Origin of the sequence: uncultured Tateyamaria sp., assembly GCF_947503705.1 — a bacterium.
GTDB lineage: Bacteria > Pseudomonadota > Alphaproteobacteria > Rhodobacterales > Rhodobacteraceae > Tateyamaria.
The window spans coordinates 53,411-71,124 of record NZ_CANNES010000008.1; the positions used below are offsets into that span (position 1 = coordinate 53,411).

At 59.9% G+C, this 17,714-nt stretch carries 17 protein-coding genes and 1 tRNA gene; 4 read left to right on the forward strand and 14 right to left on the reverse strand.

Going from position 1 to position 17,714, the window contains the following annotated elements:
* Window positions 1-1,578: a glucose-6-phosphate isomerase gene (gene pgi / locus Q1A44_RS16465; protein WP_299627459.1), complete on the forward strand. Its 1,578-nt coding sequence runs from the start codon at window positions 1-3 to the stop codon at window positions 1,576-1,578.
* 117 nt (window positions 1,579-1,695) lie between these two features.
* Here the strand turns inward: pgi and Q1A44_RS16470 are convergent, their stop codons facing one another.
* Complete coding sequence (locus Q1A44_RS16470; protein WP_299627461.1) at window positions 1,696-2,172, reverse strand: thioesterase family protein; 477 nt, start codon at window positions 2,170-2,172, stop codon at window positions 1,696-1,698.
* A 144-nt stretch (window positions 2,173-2,316) separates the two neighbouring features.
* Here Q1A44_RS16470 and Q1A44_RS16475 point away from each other — a divergent pair, with 144 nt between their 5' ends.
* Window positions 2,317-3,939: a long-chain-fatty-acid--CoA ligase gene (locus Q1A44_RS16475; protein WP_299627463.1), complete on the forward strand. Its 1,623-nt coding sequence runs from the start codon at window positions 2,317-2,319 to the stop codon at window positions 3,937-3,939.
* A gap of 106 nt (window positions 3,940-4,045) precedes the next feature.
* Complete coding sequence (locus Q1A44_RS16480; protein WP_299627465.1) at window positions 4,046-5,521, forward strand: metallophosphoesterase; 1,476 nt, start codon at window positions 4,046-4,048, stop codon at window positions 5,519-5,521.
* A gap of 46 nt (window positions 5,522-5,567) precedes the next feature.
* On the opposite strand, the gene Q1A44_RS16485 is transcribed toward Q1A44_RS16480, so the two are convergent.
* From Q1A44_RS16485 to Q1A44_RS16545, 13 genes are all read right to left on the reverse strand, one after another.
* The gene (locus Q1A44_RS16485; RefSeq protein ID WP_299627467.1) at window positions 5,568-5,804 is read right to left on the reverse strand and encodes a YdcH family protein; all 237 of its coding nucleotides are present in this window, start codon (window positions 5,802-5,804) and stop codon (window positions 5,568-5,570) included.
* 19 nt (window positions 5,805-5,823) lie between these two features.
* Window positions 5,824-6,702, reverse strand: coding sequence for a polyphosphate kinase 2 (gene ppk2 / locus Q1A44_RS16490; protein ID WP_299627469.1), 879 nt, complete (start codon window positions 6,700-6,702; stop codon window positions 5,824-5,826).
* Window positions 6,703-6,780: 78 nt separating this feature from the next.
* Window positions 6,781-8,430: a sulfatase-like hydrolase/transferase gene (locus tag Q1A44_RS16495; RefSeq protein ID WP_299627471.1), complete on the reverse strand. Its 1,650-nt coding sequence runs from the start codon at window positions 8,428-8,430 to the stop codon at window positions 6,781-6,783.
* 3 nt (window positions 8,431-8,433) lie between these two features.
* Window positions 8,434-8,682 (reverse strand): nitrate/nitrite transporter NrtS, encoded by a 249-nt coding sequence (gene nrtS, locus Q1A44_RS16500; RefSeq protein WP_299627473.1) that lies wholly within the window; start codon window positions 8,680-8,682, stop codon window positions 8,434-8,436.
* A 91-nt stretch (window positions 8,683-8,773) separates the two neighbouring features.
* Window positions 8,774-9,664 (reverse strand): NaeI family type II restriction endonuclease, encoded by an 891-nt coding sequence (locus Q1A44_RS16505; RefSeq protein ID WP_299627475.1) that lies wholly within the window; start codon window positions 9,662-9,664, stop codon window positions 8,774-8,776.
* Window positions 9,661-10,617 (reverse strand): DNA cytosine methyltransferase, encoded by a 957-nt coding sequence (locus tag Q1A44_RS16510; protein ID WP_299627477.1) that lies wholly within the window; start codon window positions 10,615-10,617, stop codon window positions 9,661-9,663. The genes Q1A44_RS16505 and Q1A44_RS16510 overlap by 4 nt, the downstream gene beginning before the upstream one ends.
* Before the next feature lie 119 nt (window positions 10,618-10,736).
* The gene (locus Q1A44_RS16515; protein ID WP_299627479.1) at window positions 10,737-11,018 is read right to left on the reverse strand and encodes a hypothetical protein; all 282 of its coding nucleotides are present in this window, start codon (window positions 11,016-11,018) and stop codon (window positions 10,737-10,739) included.
* A 100-nt stretch (window positions 11,019-11,118) separates the two neighbouring features.
* Window positions 11,119-11,192: transfer RNA gene (locus Q1A44_RS16520), tRNA-Gly, on the reverse strand.
* A 58-nt stretch (window positions 11,193-11,250) separates the two neighbouring features.
* A complete protein-coding gene (locus Q1A44_RS16525) occupies window positions 11,251-12,093 on the reverse strand; it encodes a methyltransferase domain-containing protein (protein WP_299627481.1) in 843 nt (280 codons plus the stop codon).
* The gene (locus tag Q1A44_RS16530; protein WP_299627483.1) at window positions 12,090-12,512 is read right to left on the reverse strand and encodes a hypothetical protein; all 423 of its coding nucleotides are present in this window, start codon (window positions 12,510-12,512) and stop codon (window positions 12,090-12,092) included. Before Q1A44_RS16530 ends, Q1A44_RS16525 begins: the two co-directional genes overlap by 4 nt.
* Complete coding sequence (locus tag Q1A44_RS16535) at window positions 12,509-14,551, reverse strand: ASKHA domain-containing protein (protein ID WP_299627485.1); 2,043 nt, start codon at window positions 14,549-14,551, stop codon at window positions 12,509-12,511. Before Q1A44_RS16535 ends, Q1A44_RS16530 begins: the two co-directional genes overlap by 4 nt.
* A 148-nt stretch (window positions 14,552-14,699) precedes the next feature.
* A complete protein-coding gene (speB, locus tag Q1A44_RS16540) occupies window positions 14,700-15,656 on the reverse strand; it encodes an agmatinase (RefSeq protein WP_299627487.1) in 957 nt (318 codons plus the stop codon).
* Window positions 15,653-16,144, reverse strand: coding sequence for a hypothetical protein (locus tag Q1A44_RS16545; protein ID WP_299627489.1), 492 nt, complete (start codon window positions 16,142-16,144; stop codon window positions 15,653-15,655). Before Q1A44_RS16545 ends, speB begins: the two co-directional genes overlap by 4 nt.
* A 116-nt stretch (window positions 16,145-16,260) precedes the next feature.
* On the opposite strand from Q1A44_RS16545, the gene guaB reads away from it, so the two are divergent.
* On the forward strand, window positions 16,261-17,709 hold the full coding sequence (guaB, locus tag Q1A44_RS16550; protein ID WP_299627491.1) for an IMP dehydrogenase: 1,449 nt from the start codon (window positions 16,261-16,263) through the stop codon (window positions 17,707-17,709).
* Window positions 17,710-17,714: the final 5 nt, after the last annotated feature.

Genomic DNA, 17,714 nt, shown 5'->3' on the forward strand with positions numbered 1-17,714 from the left:
ATGTGGAACGACTTGAAGGCGCTGCACAGCGCAACACAGGATCGCGCGATACTGGATCTGTTTGACGATACGCGTGCCTATGATTTCGCGGTCGAGACGCAGCATATGCGCTTCGACTATGCCAAGACAAATATCGATGCAGACACGCGTGCGGCCCTTTTGGCCCTGGCGGACACCGCAGGTGTTACCGCGCGCCGCGACGCCATGTTTGCCGGTGCCGAGATCAATGAAACCGAAGGGCGGGCGGTCTTGCACACGGCACTGCGCAACCTTGATGGCGGTCCCGTCATGGTCGATGGCCAGGACGTGATGCCCCCGCTTCTGGAAACGCTTGACCGGATGGCGACCTATGCAGATGAGGTGCGCGGCAGCGACATCACGGATGTCATCAATATCGGTATCGGCGGGTCCGACCTGGGTCCGGCCATGGCCGTCCAAGCGCTGTCACCCTATCACGACGGCCCGCGCGTGCATTTTGTGTCCAATGTGGACGGGGCGCACATCGCCGACGTTCTGCGCGGACTGAATGCCAAAACGACACTTGTGATCGTCGCCTCAAAAACCTTTACCACGATCGAAACCATGACCAATGCCCGCACAGCACGGGCCTGGATGATGGATCATGGCGGGGACGCAGGTGCACAGTTTGCGGCGCTCTCGACGAGCCTGGAAAAGACCGCCGATTTTGGCATTCCAGAAAGCCGTGTGTTCGGCTTCGAGGATTGGGTTGGCGGGCGATATTCGATGTGGGGGCCCATTGGTCTGAGCCTGATGATTGCCATCGGCCCGGATGCCTTCCGCGCCTTTTTGCGTGGCGGTCAGGATATGGATCGCCATTTCAGCATCGCTGAAGGGGCCGAGAATATGCCGCTGATGCTGGCGCTTGTGGGCATGTGGCACCGGCAGGTTTGCGGCTATGCCACGCGCGCGGTGTTGCCTTATGATCAGCGCCTCGGCCAACTGCCTGCCTACTTGCAACAGCTTGAGATGGAATCAAATGGCAAATCGGTCGGTATGGATGGCTTGCCCCTGGACGTCGACAGTGGCCCGGTGGTCTGGGGCGCACCCGGCACCAATGGCCAGCACGCGTTTTACCAACTGATCCATCAGGGCACGTCCGTCATCCCCTGTGAATTCATGGTGGCGGCCGAAGGGCACGAGCCCGAACTGGCCCATCACCACACCCTGCTGATGGCCAATTGCCTGGCACAATCCGAAGCGTTGATGCGGGGCCGGTCGCTGGACGAGGCGCGCGCCAAGGTGGCGGGACAGTTTGATGGCGACGAGTTGGAGCGCCAGGCGGCGCACCGCGTCTTTGCAGGCAATCGCCCGTCGACCACGCTGGTCTATCCCAAGCTTGATCCTTTTACACTGGGCCAGATCATTGCGCTTTATGAACATCGGGTTTTTGTCGAAGGCGTGATCCTGGGCATCAATTCCTACGATCAATGGGGCGTCGAGTTGGGCAAGGAGTTGGCCACGGCCTTGCAGCCGATCATCGAAGGCACGGCCCCGGCAGAGGGTAAGGACGGGTCGACACAGAGCCTTGTCGCCTATCTGCACCGGCATCGCGGGTAGGGTTTTTGGGAAATGAACGCTTTTCGGCGCACGTGATGTTTTGCATCCGCCTCCGGCAGCTGCGTTTTTGCCCATGGCGGGGATATTCTGGGGGCCAAAAGAACGGATCGGGGCGGTTCACTCAGGTCTGGTTGCACCGTCGCGGATCAGCTTGTTTTTGATCTCAGTTGGGATCGACTTGCGCGTATGGCCGTCCTGTTCCAGCAATACCATTATACAGGTAAAGCTGGCGCGCAGTGTGCCGCCTGACCAGATGTCCTGATGCAGGGTCATGGACGTTGTGCGGAATGCGGTGCATGTGCAGGTGGTTATATAAACCTCGCCTCGCACCATTTCAGCGTGATAGCGCACCTCGCCTGAGCGGATCACGATCCTGGGGCTATTGGGATCACCGATGATCCCGATCCCATAGCGTTCAATGAATGCAATCCGCAGCCGTTCGAACCAGACGAAATAGACCACGTTGTTCACATGGTTCAGCGCGTCCAGTTCGTCATGATGCACTTGGCCAGCCATCGCAACAGGCGCCGCTTTCGGCAATCCAGCGGCCTGTTGCTGGGCGGCGGTCAGGTCAGTGTGCAATGGCAACGTCATGGAATGATGGCTATGCCGCGCGGCTTTGGCTTGCAAGCCTTGCCGTGCCCGGTCAAATTGATCAGCAAGGGAGGACATGGGGCCGGTGCCATCGCGTATGAGCCATAAAACCATGCCTCACAGACCAGCGCGAGGAGGGGCCCCATGTTTGGCCAAATGATGAATTTCCCCCTGACCATCGGGTCATTGGTGGATCACGCCGCCCGATTTCATTCCGAGACCGAGATCGTGTCGGTCAATACAGCGGGTGGTGTCGAGATGGCCAGTTGGGGATCGGTCGGCGCAAATGCTCACCGACTAGGCGATGCGCTGACCAAGCTGGGCCTTGCACCTCAGGCCCGCTGTGCGACCATTGCATGGAACAATCGGCGCCATCTTGAGATCTATTTCGGCGTCTCGGGCGCTGGTTTCGTCTGCCACACGATCAACCCGCGCCTGTTTCCCGAACAGCTGGTCTATATCATCAACCACGCTCAGGATGAGGTGCTGTTTATCGACCGCACATTCATCCCGCTGGTCAAAGCGATCCGGGACAAGCTGCCGGGGCTGAAGCATATCGTGCTGATGGAAGGGCGGGATGAGGCAGCTGCCGCCGAGATTGAGGGGCTGGAATTCTACGACGAACTGATTGCCACGGGCTCGCCGGACACTGCTTGGCCTGATTTTGACGAAAACACAGCCTCGTCGCTCTGCTATACATCAGGCACCACGGGCAATCCCAAGGGTGTGCTGTATTCGCACCGCTCGACTGTGCTGCACTCTTTTGCCTCGAACAGTCCAGATTGCATCGGGTTCTCGGCCCGTGACGTGGTTTTGCCTGTCGTACCCATGTTTCATGTGAACGCCTGGGGCACGCCCTATGCCTGCGCTATGGTCGGCGCGCGGATGGTAATGCCGGGGCCGGGGCTGGATGGCCCGTCGCTGGTCGATCTGATCGACACCTACAAGGTTAATGTTGCACTGGGTGTGCCAACGATCTGGCTGGGGCTTTTGGGGGCAGCCGAGGCAAAAGGTTCGCAACTGGAAAGCCTCAAGCGTACCGTTGTGGGCGGCTCTGCGTGCCCACCATCAATGATTACCACTTTCCGCGACAAATATGAGGTGGAGTTGATCCATGCCTGGGGCATGACCGAAATGTCACCGCTGGGATCCACAAACCAACCGCTCGCCAAACACAGTGACCTTCCGCTCGAAGACCAATATGCGCTGCGCGAGAACCAGGGGCGGCCGCCATGGGGCGTAGACCTCAAGATCGTGGATGCGGACGGGGTTGAGCTGCCCCGTGACGGCGTGGCCCAGGGTGATCTGATGGTGCGCGGGCACTGGATCCTCGACAGCTACTTCCTGTCCTCGCGCGAGGAAACGCTGACCGATGACTGGTTCCATACGGGCGATGTGGCCACGTTGGATGCGGACGGGTTCTTGTCGATCAAGGACCGCTCCAAGGATATCATCAAATCGGGGGGCGAATGGATTTCGTCCGTGGACCTTGAGAATATTGCTATTGCTCACCCCGCCTTGGCCGATGCCGCAGTGATCGGCGCACGCCACGTGAAATGGGACGAACGGCCCGTTCTGGTCGCAGTGGCAGCCGAAGGGCAATCGCCTTCTGAAACGGAAGTCCTGTCAATTTTTGAGGGTAAGATTGCAAGTTGGCAGGTGCCGGACCGGGTCGTCTTTACCGACGTATTGCCACGGAACGCGACCGGAAAGGTACTCAAGCGGAACCTGCGAGAGGAATTTGGCGAAGTCCTGATCGACCCGTAAACTGGTACGTTGGTTGGCACAAAACTATTGCGAAAATTCTGACTTTGCTTGACGTTGGAGCCTCCAAGGTCATCCAATTTGTCGATATTCGTTTAAGGAATTTATTATGCGTTTTGTGCCCTCTACACCCAATGGAAGCCTTTTGCTGAGCGCTCTGGAAGAGACGAGCGACAGCCACGACACCGCCTTGGCCCAGGACATTCTGGCCAAAGCGGCAGAGGTAATTGAGGCGCGCGAGGCGGGCAAGACGCCCGATCAACCCACGACCGAACATCAAATCGTGCAGGTTTTGGCGGAGTGGACGGATGCCCACTTGGCCGATGATCCCCAAAAGGCCTCCGTTCATCAGGCCGAACTGGAAGCGAAGAGCGGGGTGCATCCCTTTGCCTTTGCAAAGGCGCAAGACCTTCTGAGGCGTCGTGGCCATGACCGCCCGCCCTATGACGGGACGTATTACCGCCCATGGGATCCGAATGATGCCAGCCAAAAGGACTTTGGCAAGGTCAAGCACCACCTGAAAAACGATGCTAAAATCGGGTTCTACGGCGATTGGGGGACGGGTGGCGAAGACGCGTGGCACTTGTTCTACGAGATGATGAAACACAAGCCGGATGTGCTGCTGCATCTGGGCGATATTTATAACACCGGCAATCATTACGACATCAAGCACAAGTTTCTGGAGCCCATGGACGAGGTGTGCCGCCATCTTGGGGTGTCGCGCCCGCCGGTCCTGACGATCCCGGGCAATCACGAGTATTTCACAAAAGCCAAATCCTATTTCCACATGCTGGATACGCTCAATAGCGCGCATGGTTCAGAATGGCTGCAAGAGGCCAGTTTCTTTTGTCTGCGTACGGCTGATCACAAATGGCAATTCATCGGGTCTGACACCGGTTTGCAAAGCTACACCAAGCGGCATGGCCATGGGGCAGGGGCGGGCAAGACTGTGCCCGGCTTTGAAGACAGCGAACTGGAATGGCACCGAAAGCGTATTTCCGAATTTCCGGGGCGCACTGTTTTCCTGTCGCATCATCAGGTCGTGTCGCCCGATTTCTCAATGTATTCAGGCCCTGCGTCCGGCGCGAGCGGCAATTACACGTATTGGAACCCAAATCTGGTCGAGGCGTTCGCCTGCCATATGCCCAGTGGTTCCGCAAACCCGAACAAGACCTACCTGGAGGCGATTGATCTGTGGCTATGGGGCCACGACCACTGGTTCGTGCCCTTTGTTGACAACGTCACGGTGCCAACCTTTGGGCAAACACCAGCGGGCGCGAAACTGCGGCGCGGCAGGCTCTTGGGGGGCAGTGCCCGCGAAACCAAGGCCACGCGAACCGTGGCCCCAGCTTTTGCAGGTCTCGTGGCCAAGGATGACAAAGGTGATCCGGCCCTGCCGTACTACACGCCGGACAACACGCCGAAAAATCAACTCTATAACGCGATCTGCAACCACACCTATGGCATTCTCGACCTAAGTACCGGGCTGCTGAACCACTATCAGACACCCGCGTGGTACGACGGCACAAAGCAACCGCCGCAAACGCGCACGCTCAAGAACCCGATTTTGACGGACAAATTTTGAAACCCTGGGCGCGCGAACACGTGGCCTGACAGGCCACGCCTGAGTTTTACCGGCTCAACAGCCCATAGATTTCATCCTTGAGCGCCATCCGCTTTTTGCGCATCTCGCTCAGGTGGTCATCTGAGGTTGGTTCGACATCCGTTTCCGCCCGGTGCACGTCGCGGTTGATGTCGTGATAGGCGTCAGCCAGCCGCGCGAAATGCGCATCGCTCTGGCGCAAGGCGCTGATCTGTTCGGCATATTCGGGGAAATCACTGGCAAGTTCGTGGGGGGTGTGGCTCATTTCTGGGCTCCTTTAGGTGTTAGCTGCGGCGCGCCTTGGGATGCAAAGACGTGGCGAGGATATGGTCTGCCGAATGGACCACATGATCGGCCTGATGGACGATTTTCGGATCGGGAGGCGTGGCAACCTTCAGATCCTTGTCCGGGTAGTCCAGGGTCGACAAAAAGTGCCGCATACAGTTCAGGCGCGCGCGTTTCTTGTCATCTGACCGGATCACCGTCCAGGGCGCGTCCGCGGTGTTGGTGTAGAAAAACATCGCCTCTTTGGCCTCGGTATAGTCATCCCATTTGTCGAGGCTTGCGCGGTCGATGGGCGACAACTTCCATTGCTTCAGCGGGTCGGTCTTGCGGGCCTCAAAGCGGCGCGATTGTTCGTCTTGGGTGACCGAGAACCAGTATTTGTAAAGGCGGATGCCACTGCGGACGAGCATCCGCTCGAATTCGGGGGTTTGGCGCATGAATTCAAGGTATTCGCCGGGTTCACAGAAATCCATGACACGTTCGACACCGGCCCGGTTGTACCATGACCGGTCATAAAGAACGATCTCGCCCGATGTCGGCAGGTGTTTGATATAGCGTTGGAAAAACCATTGGCCGCGCTCTTCTTCGCTGGGTTTGTTCAGGGCAACCACACGTGCCTCGCGCGGGTTCAGATGTTCGGTGAACCGCTTGATCGTGCCGCCTTTGCCCGCCGCATCGCGGCCCTCGAACAGCAGGACAAATTTCTGGTTTGTCTCGACGCCCCATTGCTGCGCCTTGAGCAACTCGACCTGCAAGGCGGCCTTGTCCCGCTCGTATTCCGCGCGACTGAGTTTGGTGGCATAGGGGTATTGACCCTGTTCAAATGCGAGGATCGCACCGGTGTTGGGGGCGGTTGGTGTTTCCGTCTTGGTCAGCATATGTCCTCCATCATGTTGAGGACAGTATCGCACAGGGCGGTGTCAGAGTGCCTTGACTTGCATCAAAAGCTGCGTGCCTTAGTCATCTGGATCAAGATAGTTTTGCCGCGCAGGGCCCCGGTATTTGACGGTCAGATGCGGATCAACCTCTGTCCCGTCCTTCATAAAGGGCAGCACACCCTTGCCGCTGGATGCCCCGCGCATGTTCTTGATGTCATCCTCAGAACGGGTGACCCGTTGCGACATGCGCAAGCCCCAGTCGTGCAGGTATGTGGTCAGGCGATCAATCTCGGCCTGATGATCGGTGCCCTTGGCCAGGTCCACCAACTCGTCCGGGTCGTTTTGCAGGTCAAACAGCATCGGCCGGAGGCCCGGCGCCGCGCAATACATCAGCTTGAACCGGCCGTCAAACACCATGAAGAGGCGGCAATCGCGCGGCTCCAGACCCAGCTTGACGGCCACCGGCTGCGCGGAAAAGTCGTATTCCGAAATCACGTAGTCTCGCCAATCGGGCGTCTCACCTGCAAGCCACGGCAACAGGCTGCGCCCTTCGACGATATGGTCGGGCACTGCGCCGCCCGCCGCCTCGATAAACGTTGCGGCCAGATCAATGGATTCGACCAAAGCGTCGCAGACGGTGTCACGGGTGGGATCGGCGCTGCCGCGCGGATCATAGATAATCATGGGCACTTTGACCGAGGGGTTGTGAAACAGGTTCTTTTCCCCAAGCCAGTGGTCCCCAAGGTAATCGCCGTGGTCTGAGGTCAGCACAATCATCGTGCTGTCCATCTGGCCGGTTCCTTCCAAGTGATCCAGTAGCCGCCCTAACTGATCATCGCATTGCTTGATCAGACCCATATAAGCGGGGATGACCTTTTGCCGAACCTCGTCATCCTGAAAGGCGCGACCCACCGGGCCACTCATGAACGAGTTGTAAACGGGGTGCGCATTTTCCCGCTCGCCTGCGTCGCGGATCGCGGGAGGCACATGATGCACCCCATACATCGACGCGTAGGGCGCTGGCACGATGTAAGGCCAATGCGGCTTGATATAGCTCAGATGCGCGCACCATGGCCCCTTGGCCTGATCAATGAACTTGATGGCCTCACCGGTCAGCCAGGGCGTTTCGCTGTCTTCCTCGCGGATGTTGGCAGGCAGGTCCGTGTTGTCGAACATCCAGCCCGACGCGATCTGGCCGTCCTTGATGCCGGCATTCGCATAGTCCGACCACGGGTTCGTCCCGTCATAGCCCTTGGACTTGAGGTATTCGTTGTAAGGGCTTCTTTTTTCGTCATAAAACCCATCAGGCCCCTCGGCCCAAAGACCGTCGTCCCTGATCCACGGATCAAAGCCGCATTCGGACTGTCGCACACCGATGATGCTGTCCGGCTCCAACCCCAGACGGGCCATGCCGGCCGCGTCCGCTTTCATATGGGTTTTGCCGATGAGGTGACAGGACATGCCGAGGCGGCGGAGGTGATCCCCCAGGGTCTGTTCGCCCACGCGCAGCGGAAAGCCGTTCCAATGCGCCCCGTGCGAAGAGGCATAGCGCCCAGTGTAGTAGCACATGCGTGACCCGCCACAGATCGGCGATTGCACATAGGCATTGGTAAAGCGCACACCCATCTGGGCCACGCGATCAAAATGCGGTGTGTGCAGATGCGGATGGCCCGTGCAGCTGAGGTAGTCAAACCGCAATTGGTCATACATCACAAAAAGAATGTTCAAAAGTCAGGCGTCCTCAAGGCTTTGCAGCCTGTCGCGGACTGCCATGACCGAAGAGTATGTCGAGACGGAATATGGCACAAGGAAGGTGAGCGCGCATTTGAGCCACGCAATGGCGTCCATGCCACCCATCATCATCCGGTCACCATGGTTGATCAGCGCAATCACGGTGCCCACGATCAAGGCGATGCGCAGTGCGCGCATCGTCACGCTGCGGTCGGTGGCGATCTGCCAAAAGGTGGGCGTTTGGGGCATGTTGAATTCCTTGTTGTCCCGTGATGTGCACCCTGGGCGGCGCGTCCGCAAGGCACATGTCACTGGGCGCACGCAGCCGTGACCGCATGTGTCAGCCAAGCATGATCCCATGTTGAGCGGCAAGGTTACGCGCCTCACCGCTGACGGGCCTGTGGGAAATAAAGGCGCTTGGATCACAAGCGGGCAACCCGAGGGCCGCGATCAGCGGGGCATCATATTGACCCGAAAGCAGCAGAATGCCCTCGCGCGCCAGATGATCCCTTGTACCGCGCCCGTTATCCGCTCTGATCCGGCGCATGAAATCGCGTTGCTGCGCCACTGCCTCGACCACGTCGCGGGTGATGGGAACACCTTGGATTTCGCGAAAAAGGGCCGCCATCCGCGCGTTGCCTGTCTTGCCCGCGAATATCCGTGTGGTCACGTCCGCAGGCACCGTCCGCCAGAAGTTGGGTGGATAGGGGTGGTCGCGCAAAAGCCAGAAGATGTTTGCGAATCCTTCGGCAGACACGGTTTTTTTGGCGTCCTTATTCTGACCGGCCGTCAGGTAGTCAGGTCGCGCCACGATCAACCCAAGGTAACATGTCGCCCGCACCTCATCCGCTGCCACCAGGATACACGGTGCATCCACCGCCTCGGTCGGGATCATCCAATTGCTGCCCATCGTGTTCTTGATGTCAACGTCATGGCCTTGGAGTCGCGTATCCAACCGCCCGCGCGGCAGGTTCAAAAGCGCGCGCAATTCAATCTCGACCCGCGTGCCGATATAGGTCTTTTCCGTCTTTTCAAGTTCATCATAGGATCGTCGCCCGGTCTTGGGCGTCATGATCACATCGTCAATGCATTGGCGCAGCATGGTCGCGAAATCGCGGGCAAGTGGGTCGGTGCCGCCCGCCCGCGCTGTGATATCATTGGCGAGACTGTTCAACAGCGGGTAATCGGGGTGCCCCGGCGTGACGATACTGTCCGGAACGCGCGCCTTCATCCGACGGCGCGCAACACCCGTTTGCGCAGAACCTTGCCGATCCGTGCGGACACGGCATGTGCCACGGGTGGGGGAAAGGCATTGCCGACCTGGCGGTAGGCATTGGTCTTGGCCCCGGTAAAGTGCCAGTCGTCGGGAAAGCCCTGAATGCGCGCGACCATCGGCACAGTCAGGCGCGGCATGCCGACATGATCGGCCTCTGGCGGTGTTGGCGCAACAGTGCGCCCTTCAACCCCTAACGTGGCCCAAGCCGCGCGGGCGCGCGTGGGGCCGAGGTCGGGACCGCCATGCTTTTTCGACCCGCCCACGATGGTCGGTGCAATCTCGTCTGCCTTATCGGCCCAGGCATCGGCACCGGGCCAGCCACCAGCCCCCATCAAATCACGCAGGGTTTCACCAACGGTCGGAGGATTATGCGGATGCGCCTCTGGCCAGTCGAAGTATTCGGACCGCGTTTGCTCAACCGCGACGATCACCACGCGCGGGCGCAGTTGCGGCACACCGTAATCCGACGCATTAAGCAGCCGCCAGTCGGTCTTGTAGCCCAGAGCATCCAACTGCGTCTTCAGCCGCTCGCGGTAGTCGTGGAAGACGGCGCCCAGAAAGCCGCGTACATTTTCGATCATCACAGCGCGCGGGCGGGCTGCATCAATGATGTCTATGGCGTCGTTGAACAGGTTCCGCTCGTCTTTTTCCCCGAGCTGTTTGCCCGCGATGGAAAAGGGCGGGCAGGGCAGGCCACCGGCCAGCAGGTCCATACCGCGATAGTCGGCGGCACGTTCCTTGAAAATGCGCAGGTCTTCTTCCAACACGTTCCATTGGGGGCGGTTGTGGCGCAGCGTGTTGCAGCAGTGTTTGTCGATCTCAACGAGGGCCGTATGCGCAAACCCGGCCTGTTCCAAGCCGAGGGCCTGACCGCCCGCGCCTGCGCAGAGTTCCACAGATGTCAGCATGTGCCCGCCCTCGTGTCCCGCCTTCAACGCCACTGCAGTCAAAGGATCAATGCCCAAACTGGTAGCGCGATTTACGTTCCTTGTCTGTTCTTACCGTTTGGGGGGCAGTGCGGCAAGCGCTATTGGTCTGTCGGAGTGTCCCATTTCCAGGCAATCGCGCCCAGGTAATTGCCACTGTCCACTGCGTTCACGGTGATCCGTTTTGGCCCATACCCATCCGCCTTGCGAAAGCGCCGATAATCACGCCGGTTCTTGGCTCGCCGGTGCAGCCCCGACAAGGTGATGACCATAAATGTGCCTTCGCCCCGCAGCGGAATTGTATCAACAGTCTGCCAACCGCTTCGCAGCGCGTCTTCGAGTACCAGATAAGGGTCGCGCCGGATCGGAACGGAGTGTTTCACGCGATTTGCCTTTTTGTTGGACGGTCACATTTTACCCCGCCACAATATATGTGCAACGCGTCACTTGGCAGCACGGGGCGTGCGAAACTGTGCCGGAGGCTGGAGCGGGTAACGAGAATCGAACTCGTAACTAAAGCTTGGGAAGCTGCCGTGATACCTTTTCACCATACCCGCGTGCCCTGTCGCCGAGATAGGCAAGGGGCGCAAGGCCGTCAAGGGGGATTGCGGCAGCTCAGGCAGCGGTACGAGCTTGGTAGAGATTGATCAAAGCAGGCACGCGGATTCCATTGGCGCCTGCAAATTCCCCCATTTGTGCGCGCAGCGCTTCTCTGAGCCGGGCGCGATCTTCAGCGGTTGCCTCGAATTGGCGCAGGGCGCGATCGGCGGGGCCGATCTCGCACAAAAGCGCTGTAAAATCATCCAGATCACCCGGTGGGGTAAGACAAAGCTCGACCGGGCGACAGGTCACATCGACCAGCCCGGCGGCTTTCAGCATCGGGATGATCCGGTTTGCATCCTCAAAGGCGAAAGGGCCGGGCAGAGTGCGGTCCACCTTCTCCATCGGGCCAAAGACCTGCGTGGCAGCCGCTGCGGCGCGCATAAAGTAGGGGTTTTTGGCTGCATGGCCCCAGGCCGCAAAAGTCAGCGGCGCGCCGGGCACCAGGCCGCGCGCGATATTGGCAAAGGCCGCAGTTGTGTCTGCAAAAAACATTATGCCAAAGCGCGAGATCATGGCGTCAAAGCTCTGCGCCATGAAAGGATGGATTTGTGCATCGGCCTTGAGGTTTGCGGCATTCGGGTGGTCTTGTAGCCGCGTCTTTGCCAGGGCGAGCATCGGGTCGGAGATATCGACGCCGGAGACATGACCTAAGGGCCCCACAAGTGACGCGGCGGCGGCCACGCTGGCCCCTGTGCCGCTGCCGATGTCGAGCACCCGTGCGCCCTGGGGCAAGTTTGCCGCCACAAGCACCAGATCGAGAACCGGCTGCAACAGGCGATCCATCCGGTCCTGCATTGCAACCCATTTGTCACCTGCGTCACTGCCCCAAAAAGCCTCTTGGTCTGCGTTGCTCATGGAACAACCCGCGCAAGGATGGTGGACACAATTCCGCTGGGACAGCAGCGCGGGTCGCCATCGCGGTACTGATACTGGATCAACACTGCGCCTTCGGGATGGGTCTGGACCTCCTTGATCCCGGCACCGGGCAACTCAAAGGGGGCACCCATCACATAACCGCCCTGAACCGGCGTTACGATCCGGTATTCCAAGCTGGTTGCGTTGCCGCCATAGGCGCTCGCATAGACGGCCTGCACGATCAGATCGAGGGGGGCCTGACGATCCCAATCAATGGGCCAGGTTGCGGCACCATCCACGATCTGATTGGGCTGTTGCAGGGCCGCGAAAAGGGCTGCATCGCCTTGCCCTTTGGGTATGATATTCTGCGCGGCCAATGGTGTGGCGCAGAGCAGGAACAGTGCAAGGAGGGCCCTCATGCGCGCCGCCTCCTGCGGCGACCGCCGCCGCCTTCATTTTCGCCGCCAGAGTTAAAGCTGACCTCGGGCAGGCTGACCAAGCTATTGAGGATCGGAAACGGATCGGCAGAATTGGGAATGGCGGAGGCGTTCACGAAGTGCTCCTGAAAGCGGGGTTCGATGGCGGTTTCGATCTTGTGAATTTGGCGCACGGTGGCCTCAATCTCGGATCGGGCTTCGATGTTCAAAAGCGCGATGCGCGCCCCGGTGCCCGCAGCATTTCCGGCAGAAGTCACCTTTTCAAAGGGCGCATCGGGGATCATGCCCAACACCATGGCATGTTTGGGCGAGATATGCGCACCGAATGCACCGGCCAGCACAACCCGGTCCACGCGGTCGACGCCGAACTTGTCCATCAACAGGCGCGCTCCAGAATATAGTGCGGCCTTGGCCATCTGGATGGCGCGAATGTCGGGGTTCGTGACGGTGATGAGAGGCCCGCCGGTTTCCGTGCCATCATGCAGGACGTAAGAGTGCGTGCGCCCGTCCGCGATGCAGCGGGTTGTGCCGGTCTGTGCGGCACTCCCGATCAGGCCAGAGGGGTCCAGGAGGCCCGCCAGGCGCATCTCTGCAATCGCCTCGATGATGCCAGAGCCGCAAATGCCGGTGATGCCCGTGACGGCGGTGGCGTCTGCAAATCCGTCCTCTTCCGACCACAGATCAACGCCGATGACGCGAAAACGCGGCTCTTTGGTGGTGGGATCAATTTCAACCCGCTCGATGGCGCCGGGGGCGGCGCGCTGACCGGATGTGATCTGCGCGCCCTCAAAGGCGGGGCCGGTGGGCGAGGAACAGGCCAGAACCTTGTCACGATTGCCCAACAGGATCTCGGCATTGGTGCCGACATCGACAACCAGAACGAGGTCATCGGATTTGTCGGGTGCCTCGCTCAGGGCGACGGCCGCCGCATCCGCGCCCACATGCCCCGCAATGCAGGGCAACAGATACACGCGGGCCGAGGGATGAATGTTCAGATCAAGGTCATCAGCGCGCAGGCGCATCGCATCAGAGGTGGCAAGGGCGAAAGGCGCCTGGCCCAATTCGAACGGGTCAATGCCCAGAAACAGGTGATGCATGACCGGATTGCACACAAAGACCGCGTCGACGATCAGGCCCTTGTCGATCTGTGCCTCTGCCGCGATCTGGGTGAAGAGGGCGTTCATTCCTTCGCGCACGGCGCGGGTCATTTCATCCGCGCCGCCCGCGTTCATCATGCCATAGCTCACCCGGCTCATCAGGTCTTCGCCAAAACGGATTTGAGGGTTCATGATGCCCGAGGACGCCACAACTTCGCCCGTGATCAGATCGCACAAATGGGCCGCAATGGTGGTGGAACCAAGATCGACGGCAAGGCCATACATGGTGCCCTCGTAATAGCCCGGCCACAGGTGCATGATGCGCGGCGCGTTCTCGGCGTCGCCGAGGTGTATGGCCGCTGTGACCTTCCATTCGCCCTTGCGCAGGGTCGGTTGCAACGATTGTAGAATGTGCAGATCGGCGTGGATATTGCTGATGCCCCAATCCGCTTCGATCGCCCGCACCAACCGCTCCAGATCGCCTGATGGCTCGTGCATATCGGGTTGCTCGACCTCCACAAAAAAGAGCTTGGTCGAGGGGTTCATGACGATATCGCGGGCCTCGGCGCGCTTGCGCACGACTTGTTTGTGGACTTGGCTTTCGGGGGGCACATCAATCACGACGTCGCCCTGTACAGTGGCCTGACAGCCCAGGCGACGGCCATCAATCAACCCGCGCTTGTCCTTGTAGCGTTGCTCGACCTTGTTCCATTCGGACAACGCGTCTTCTTCCACTGTCACGCCATGTTTGGAAAACTCGCCGTAGCTGGGGGTGATCTGACACTTGGAGCAGATACCACGCCCGCCACAGACGGAATCGAGGTCAACGCCCAATTGCCGTGCCGCCGTCAGAATAGGGGTGCCTGCGGGAAAGTGGCCACGCTTGCCAGAGGGAGTGAAAACGACAAGAGGATCAGTGCTCATGGAGGCCTCGGATGATTTGACTTGGCGTAACATACTGTCCCCCACGCGGGGCGAAAGCCATCAAACGACATCGGCAGGCCGGACGCGTCACCTTTTCACGGTTCGTTATGGGCACACCGGCCTTCCGATGGGGCAGAGCCCCCCGGACCTATGCGCCCAGGCGTGCGTGGAAAATAAAGCCAAGAAGGTTCATCAGCACTTGCGCCGCCAGGATCGCGGTGCTGCCCGTTGGGTCGTAATCAGGAGCGACCTCAACAAGGTCGATGCCCACAATCTCGTGCCGTTTGGCCGCCGCCTGTAACATCTCAAGAACATCATAGTAGAGAAAGCCGCCATGGCTGGGCGTGCCCGTGCCCGGCGCGATGGAGGGGCAGAAGGCGTCAATGTCGATCGTGATATAGACCCGCGCGCCCTTGGGAATACGGGCAATCACGCCCTCGGGCCCCAAAGCGCGCGCCTGGCGCACCGACAGGATGTCGGAACCCATGGCTCGCGCATCTTCATAGCCTTCTTTGGCGGTTGAACTGACATTGCGGATACCCACCTGGGTCAACCCCGTGACGTAATCACATTCCGCCGCCCGTCGCATCGGGTTCCCGTGCCCGTGCCGCACCCCGTGCCGTTCGTCGACGAAATCCAGATGCGCGTCGATTTGCAGGATGTGAACGTCGCCTTGGTCGTCAAAGGCGCGGATGCAGGGAATGTTGATCGAATGATCGCCTCCGATGGTCACCGGCAGGGCCCCAGCCTTCAGGGCTGCACGCACGCCCACTTCGATATTGGCGTGACTGCCTTCGGTATCGGTATGAATGATGTCAGCGTCGCCCATGTCCACGATCCGCACGGTTTCGGGCAAATAAGTGGCGTCGTCTTCGTGGTCATAAGCGCCTGCATGCCCAAAGCTGAACAGCGTCGACGCCTCGCGCACCGCGCGCGGGCCAAACCGCGCGCCGGACCGCCATTGCGTGCCTGCGTCAAAGGGCGCGCCTAAGATGGCGACATCTGCCTCAAATGCAGCCCAGTCCTCGACATAGGGGCGCTTGCCAAAAGTGGCGATGCCCACGAAAGGCAGGTTCAGACGGCCCGCATCATAGGCGTTGGTCATTGGGTATCTCCTTCGCCGTTGGCCCAGCGTATCAATGTGGCTTGATCGAGGATCGGTTGAAAACATATCACCCGGCCCGCGCCATAGCGCAAACATGTCGGCACCGCGTTTGGATCGGGGCGGCACAATGCCGCGCGCTGCGTCCTGTTCGCGCGTTTCAAGGTGACGCCGGATCCGTCCGGCCGCCGCAAGGTGACGGCGCGTTTGTCCAGGCGGGCGGTACACAGTATTTCCGTTTGCCCGCCGCCCTGCGCCGGTTCAACGCAGCGCCCGATTTGGGCAGTGCAGCGTCCGTCCGTGCCGGTGGGGCAATTGGCAAGTTCGGTGAGGCACCCCTCATCCCCGCCGCAAGCCGCCTCCGCCATCGCGATCGGCCAACCTGAGGCATAAAACCCAAGCTCTTGCGCCCCCACAAGGGTCGGACAAAACACCAAAAAAAGCGTTCCGATTGCTCTGCGCATATCGCGCCATATGGCGTGTTCTGTCATGCGCCTTACTCTTGCCGGTCTATACCGCGTGCGCAATCGACATTTCACCCTTTCCATCAGCCGCCGCCCATGAAATAGGGAAGTGCCAAATGAAGGCTCCAGCCAAGAGGTGTAATATGGAGATTCGCGAGGCCCTTACCTTTGATGATGTCCTGCTGGTTCCAGCCGCGTCCAGCGTGCTGCCCGCCACTGCAGACACCCGCACCCGCGTCACGCAACGCATCGATCTGAACATCCCGCTGCTCAGCTCCGCCATGGATACGGTGACAGAAGGGCGCATGGCTATTGCCATGGCTCAGGCCGGTGGTATGGGCGTCGTCCATCGCAATCTCGACGTCGATGCCCAGGCGCGCGAGATACGCCGCGTCAAGCGTTTCGAGAGTGGGATCGTCTATAACCCCATCACCCTGCGCCCCGATCAGACGTTGGCCGATGCCAAGGCCTTGCAAGACCGCTACCGGGTCACCGGCTTTCCTGTTGTGGACGAACGAGGCCGTGTGCTGGGCATCGTGACCAACCGCGACATGCGTTTTGCCAGCGACGACGCCACGCCCGTTTCGGTTATGATGAGTTCCGACAATCTGGCCATTTTGCATGAACCCGCCGACCGGGACGAGGCCATCAGCCTGATGAAGGCGCGCCGCATCGAAAAGCTGCTGGTAACTGATGGAAGCGGCAAGTTGACGGGCCTTTTGACCCTCAAAGACACCGAACAGGCCGTGTTGAACCCAACTGCCTGCAAAGATGAATTGGGCCGGTTGCGCGTGGCTGCGGCCTCAACTGTTGGTGATGCAGGCTTTGAGCGGGCGCAGGCCCTTGTAGATGCAGGCGTTGATATGATCGTGATCGACACCGCACATGGGCATTCCGAAGGTGTCGCCGAGGCTGTGCGCCGCGCCAAATCGTTGTCGAACGAGGTACAGATCGTGGCCGGCAACGTAGCCACGGGCGAGGCGACACGCGCCCTGATTGGCGCTGGCGCGGATGCAATCAAGGTTGGGATTGGTCCAGGCTCCATTTGCACCACCCGCATGGTTGCGGGCGTGGGCGTGCCACAGCTGACCGCCATCATGGATTGCGCCGCAGCGGCGGGCGACGTTCCGGTCATAGCGGATGGAGGCATCAAGTTCTCGGGCGATTTCGCCAAGGCCATCGCGGCCGGCGCTTCCTGTGCCATGGTTGGCAGCATGATCGCAGGCACGGATGAAAGCCCGGGCGAAGTCATCCTGTATCAAGGCCGCAGCTTTAAATCTTATCGCGGTATGGGCTCGCTTGGGGCCATGGCCCGCGGCTCTGCCGACCGCTATTTCCAGAAGGATGCCGCGAGCGACAAGCTGGTGCCCGAAGGGATCGAAGGACAGGTGCCTTACAAGGGTTCTGCCGGCGCCGTCGTGCACCAGCTGGTCGGCGGGTTGCGCGCGGCCATGGGTTATACCGGGTGCGCCACTGTCGACGAGATGCGCAAGAACTGTCAGTTCGTAAAGATCACTGGCGCAGGTCTGAAGGAAAGCCATGTGCATGACGTTCAGATCACGCGCGAATCTCCAAACTATCGAATTATGTAATATCA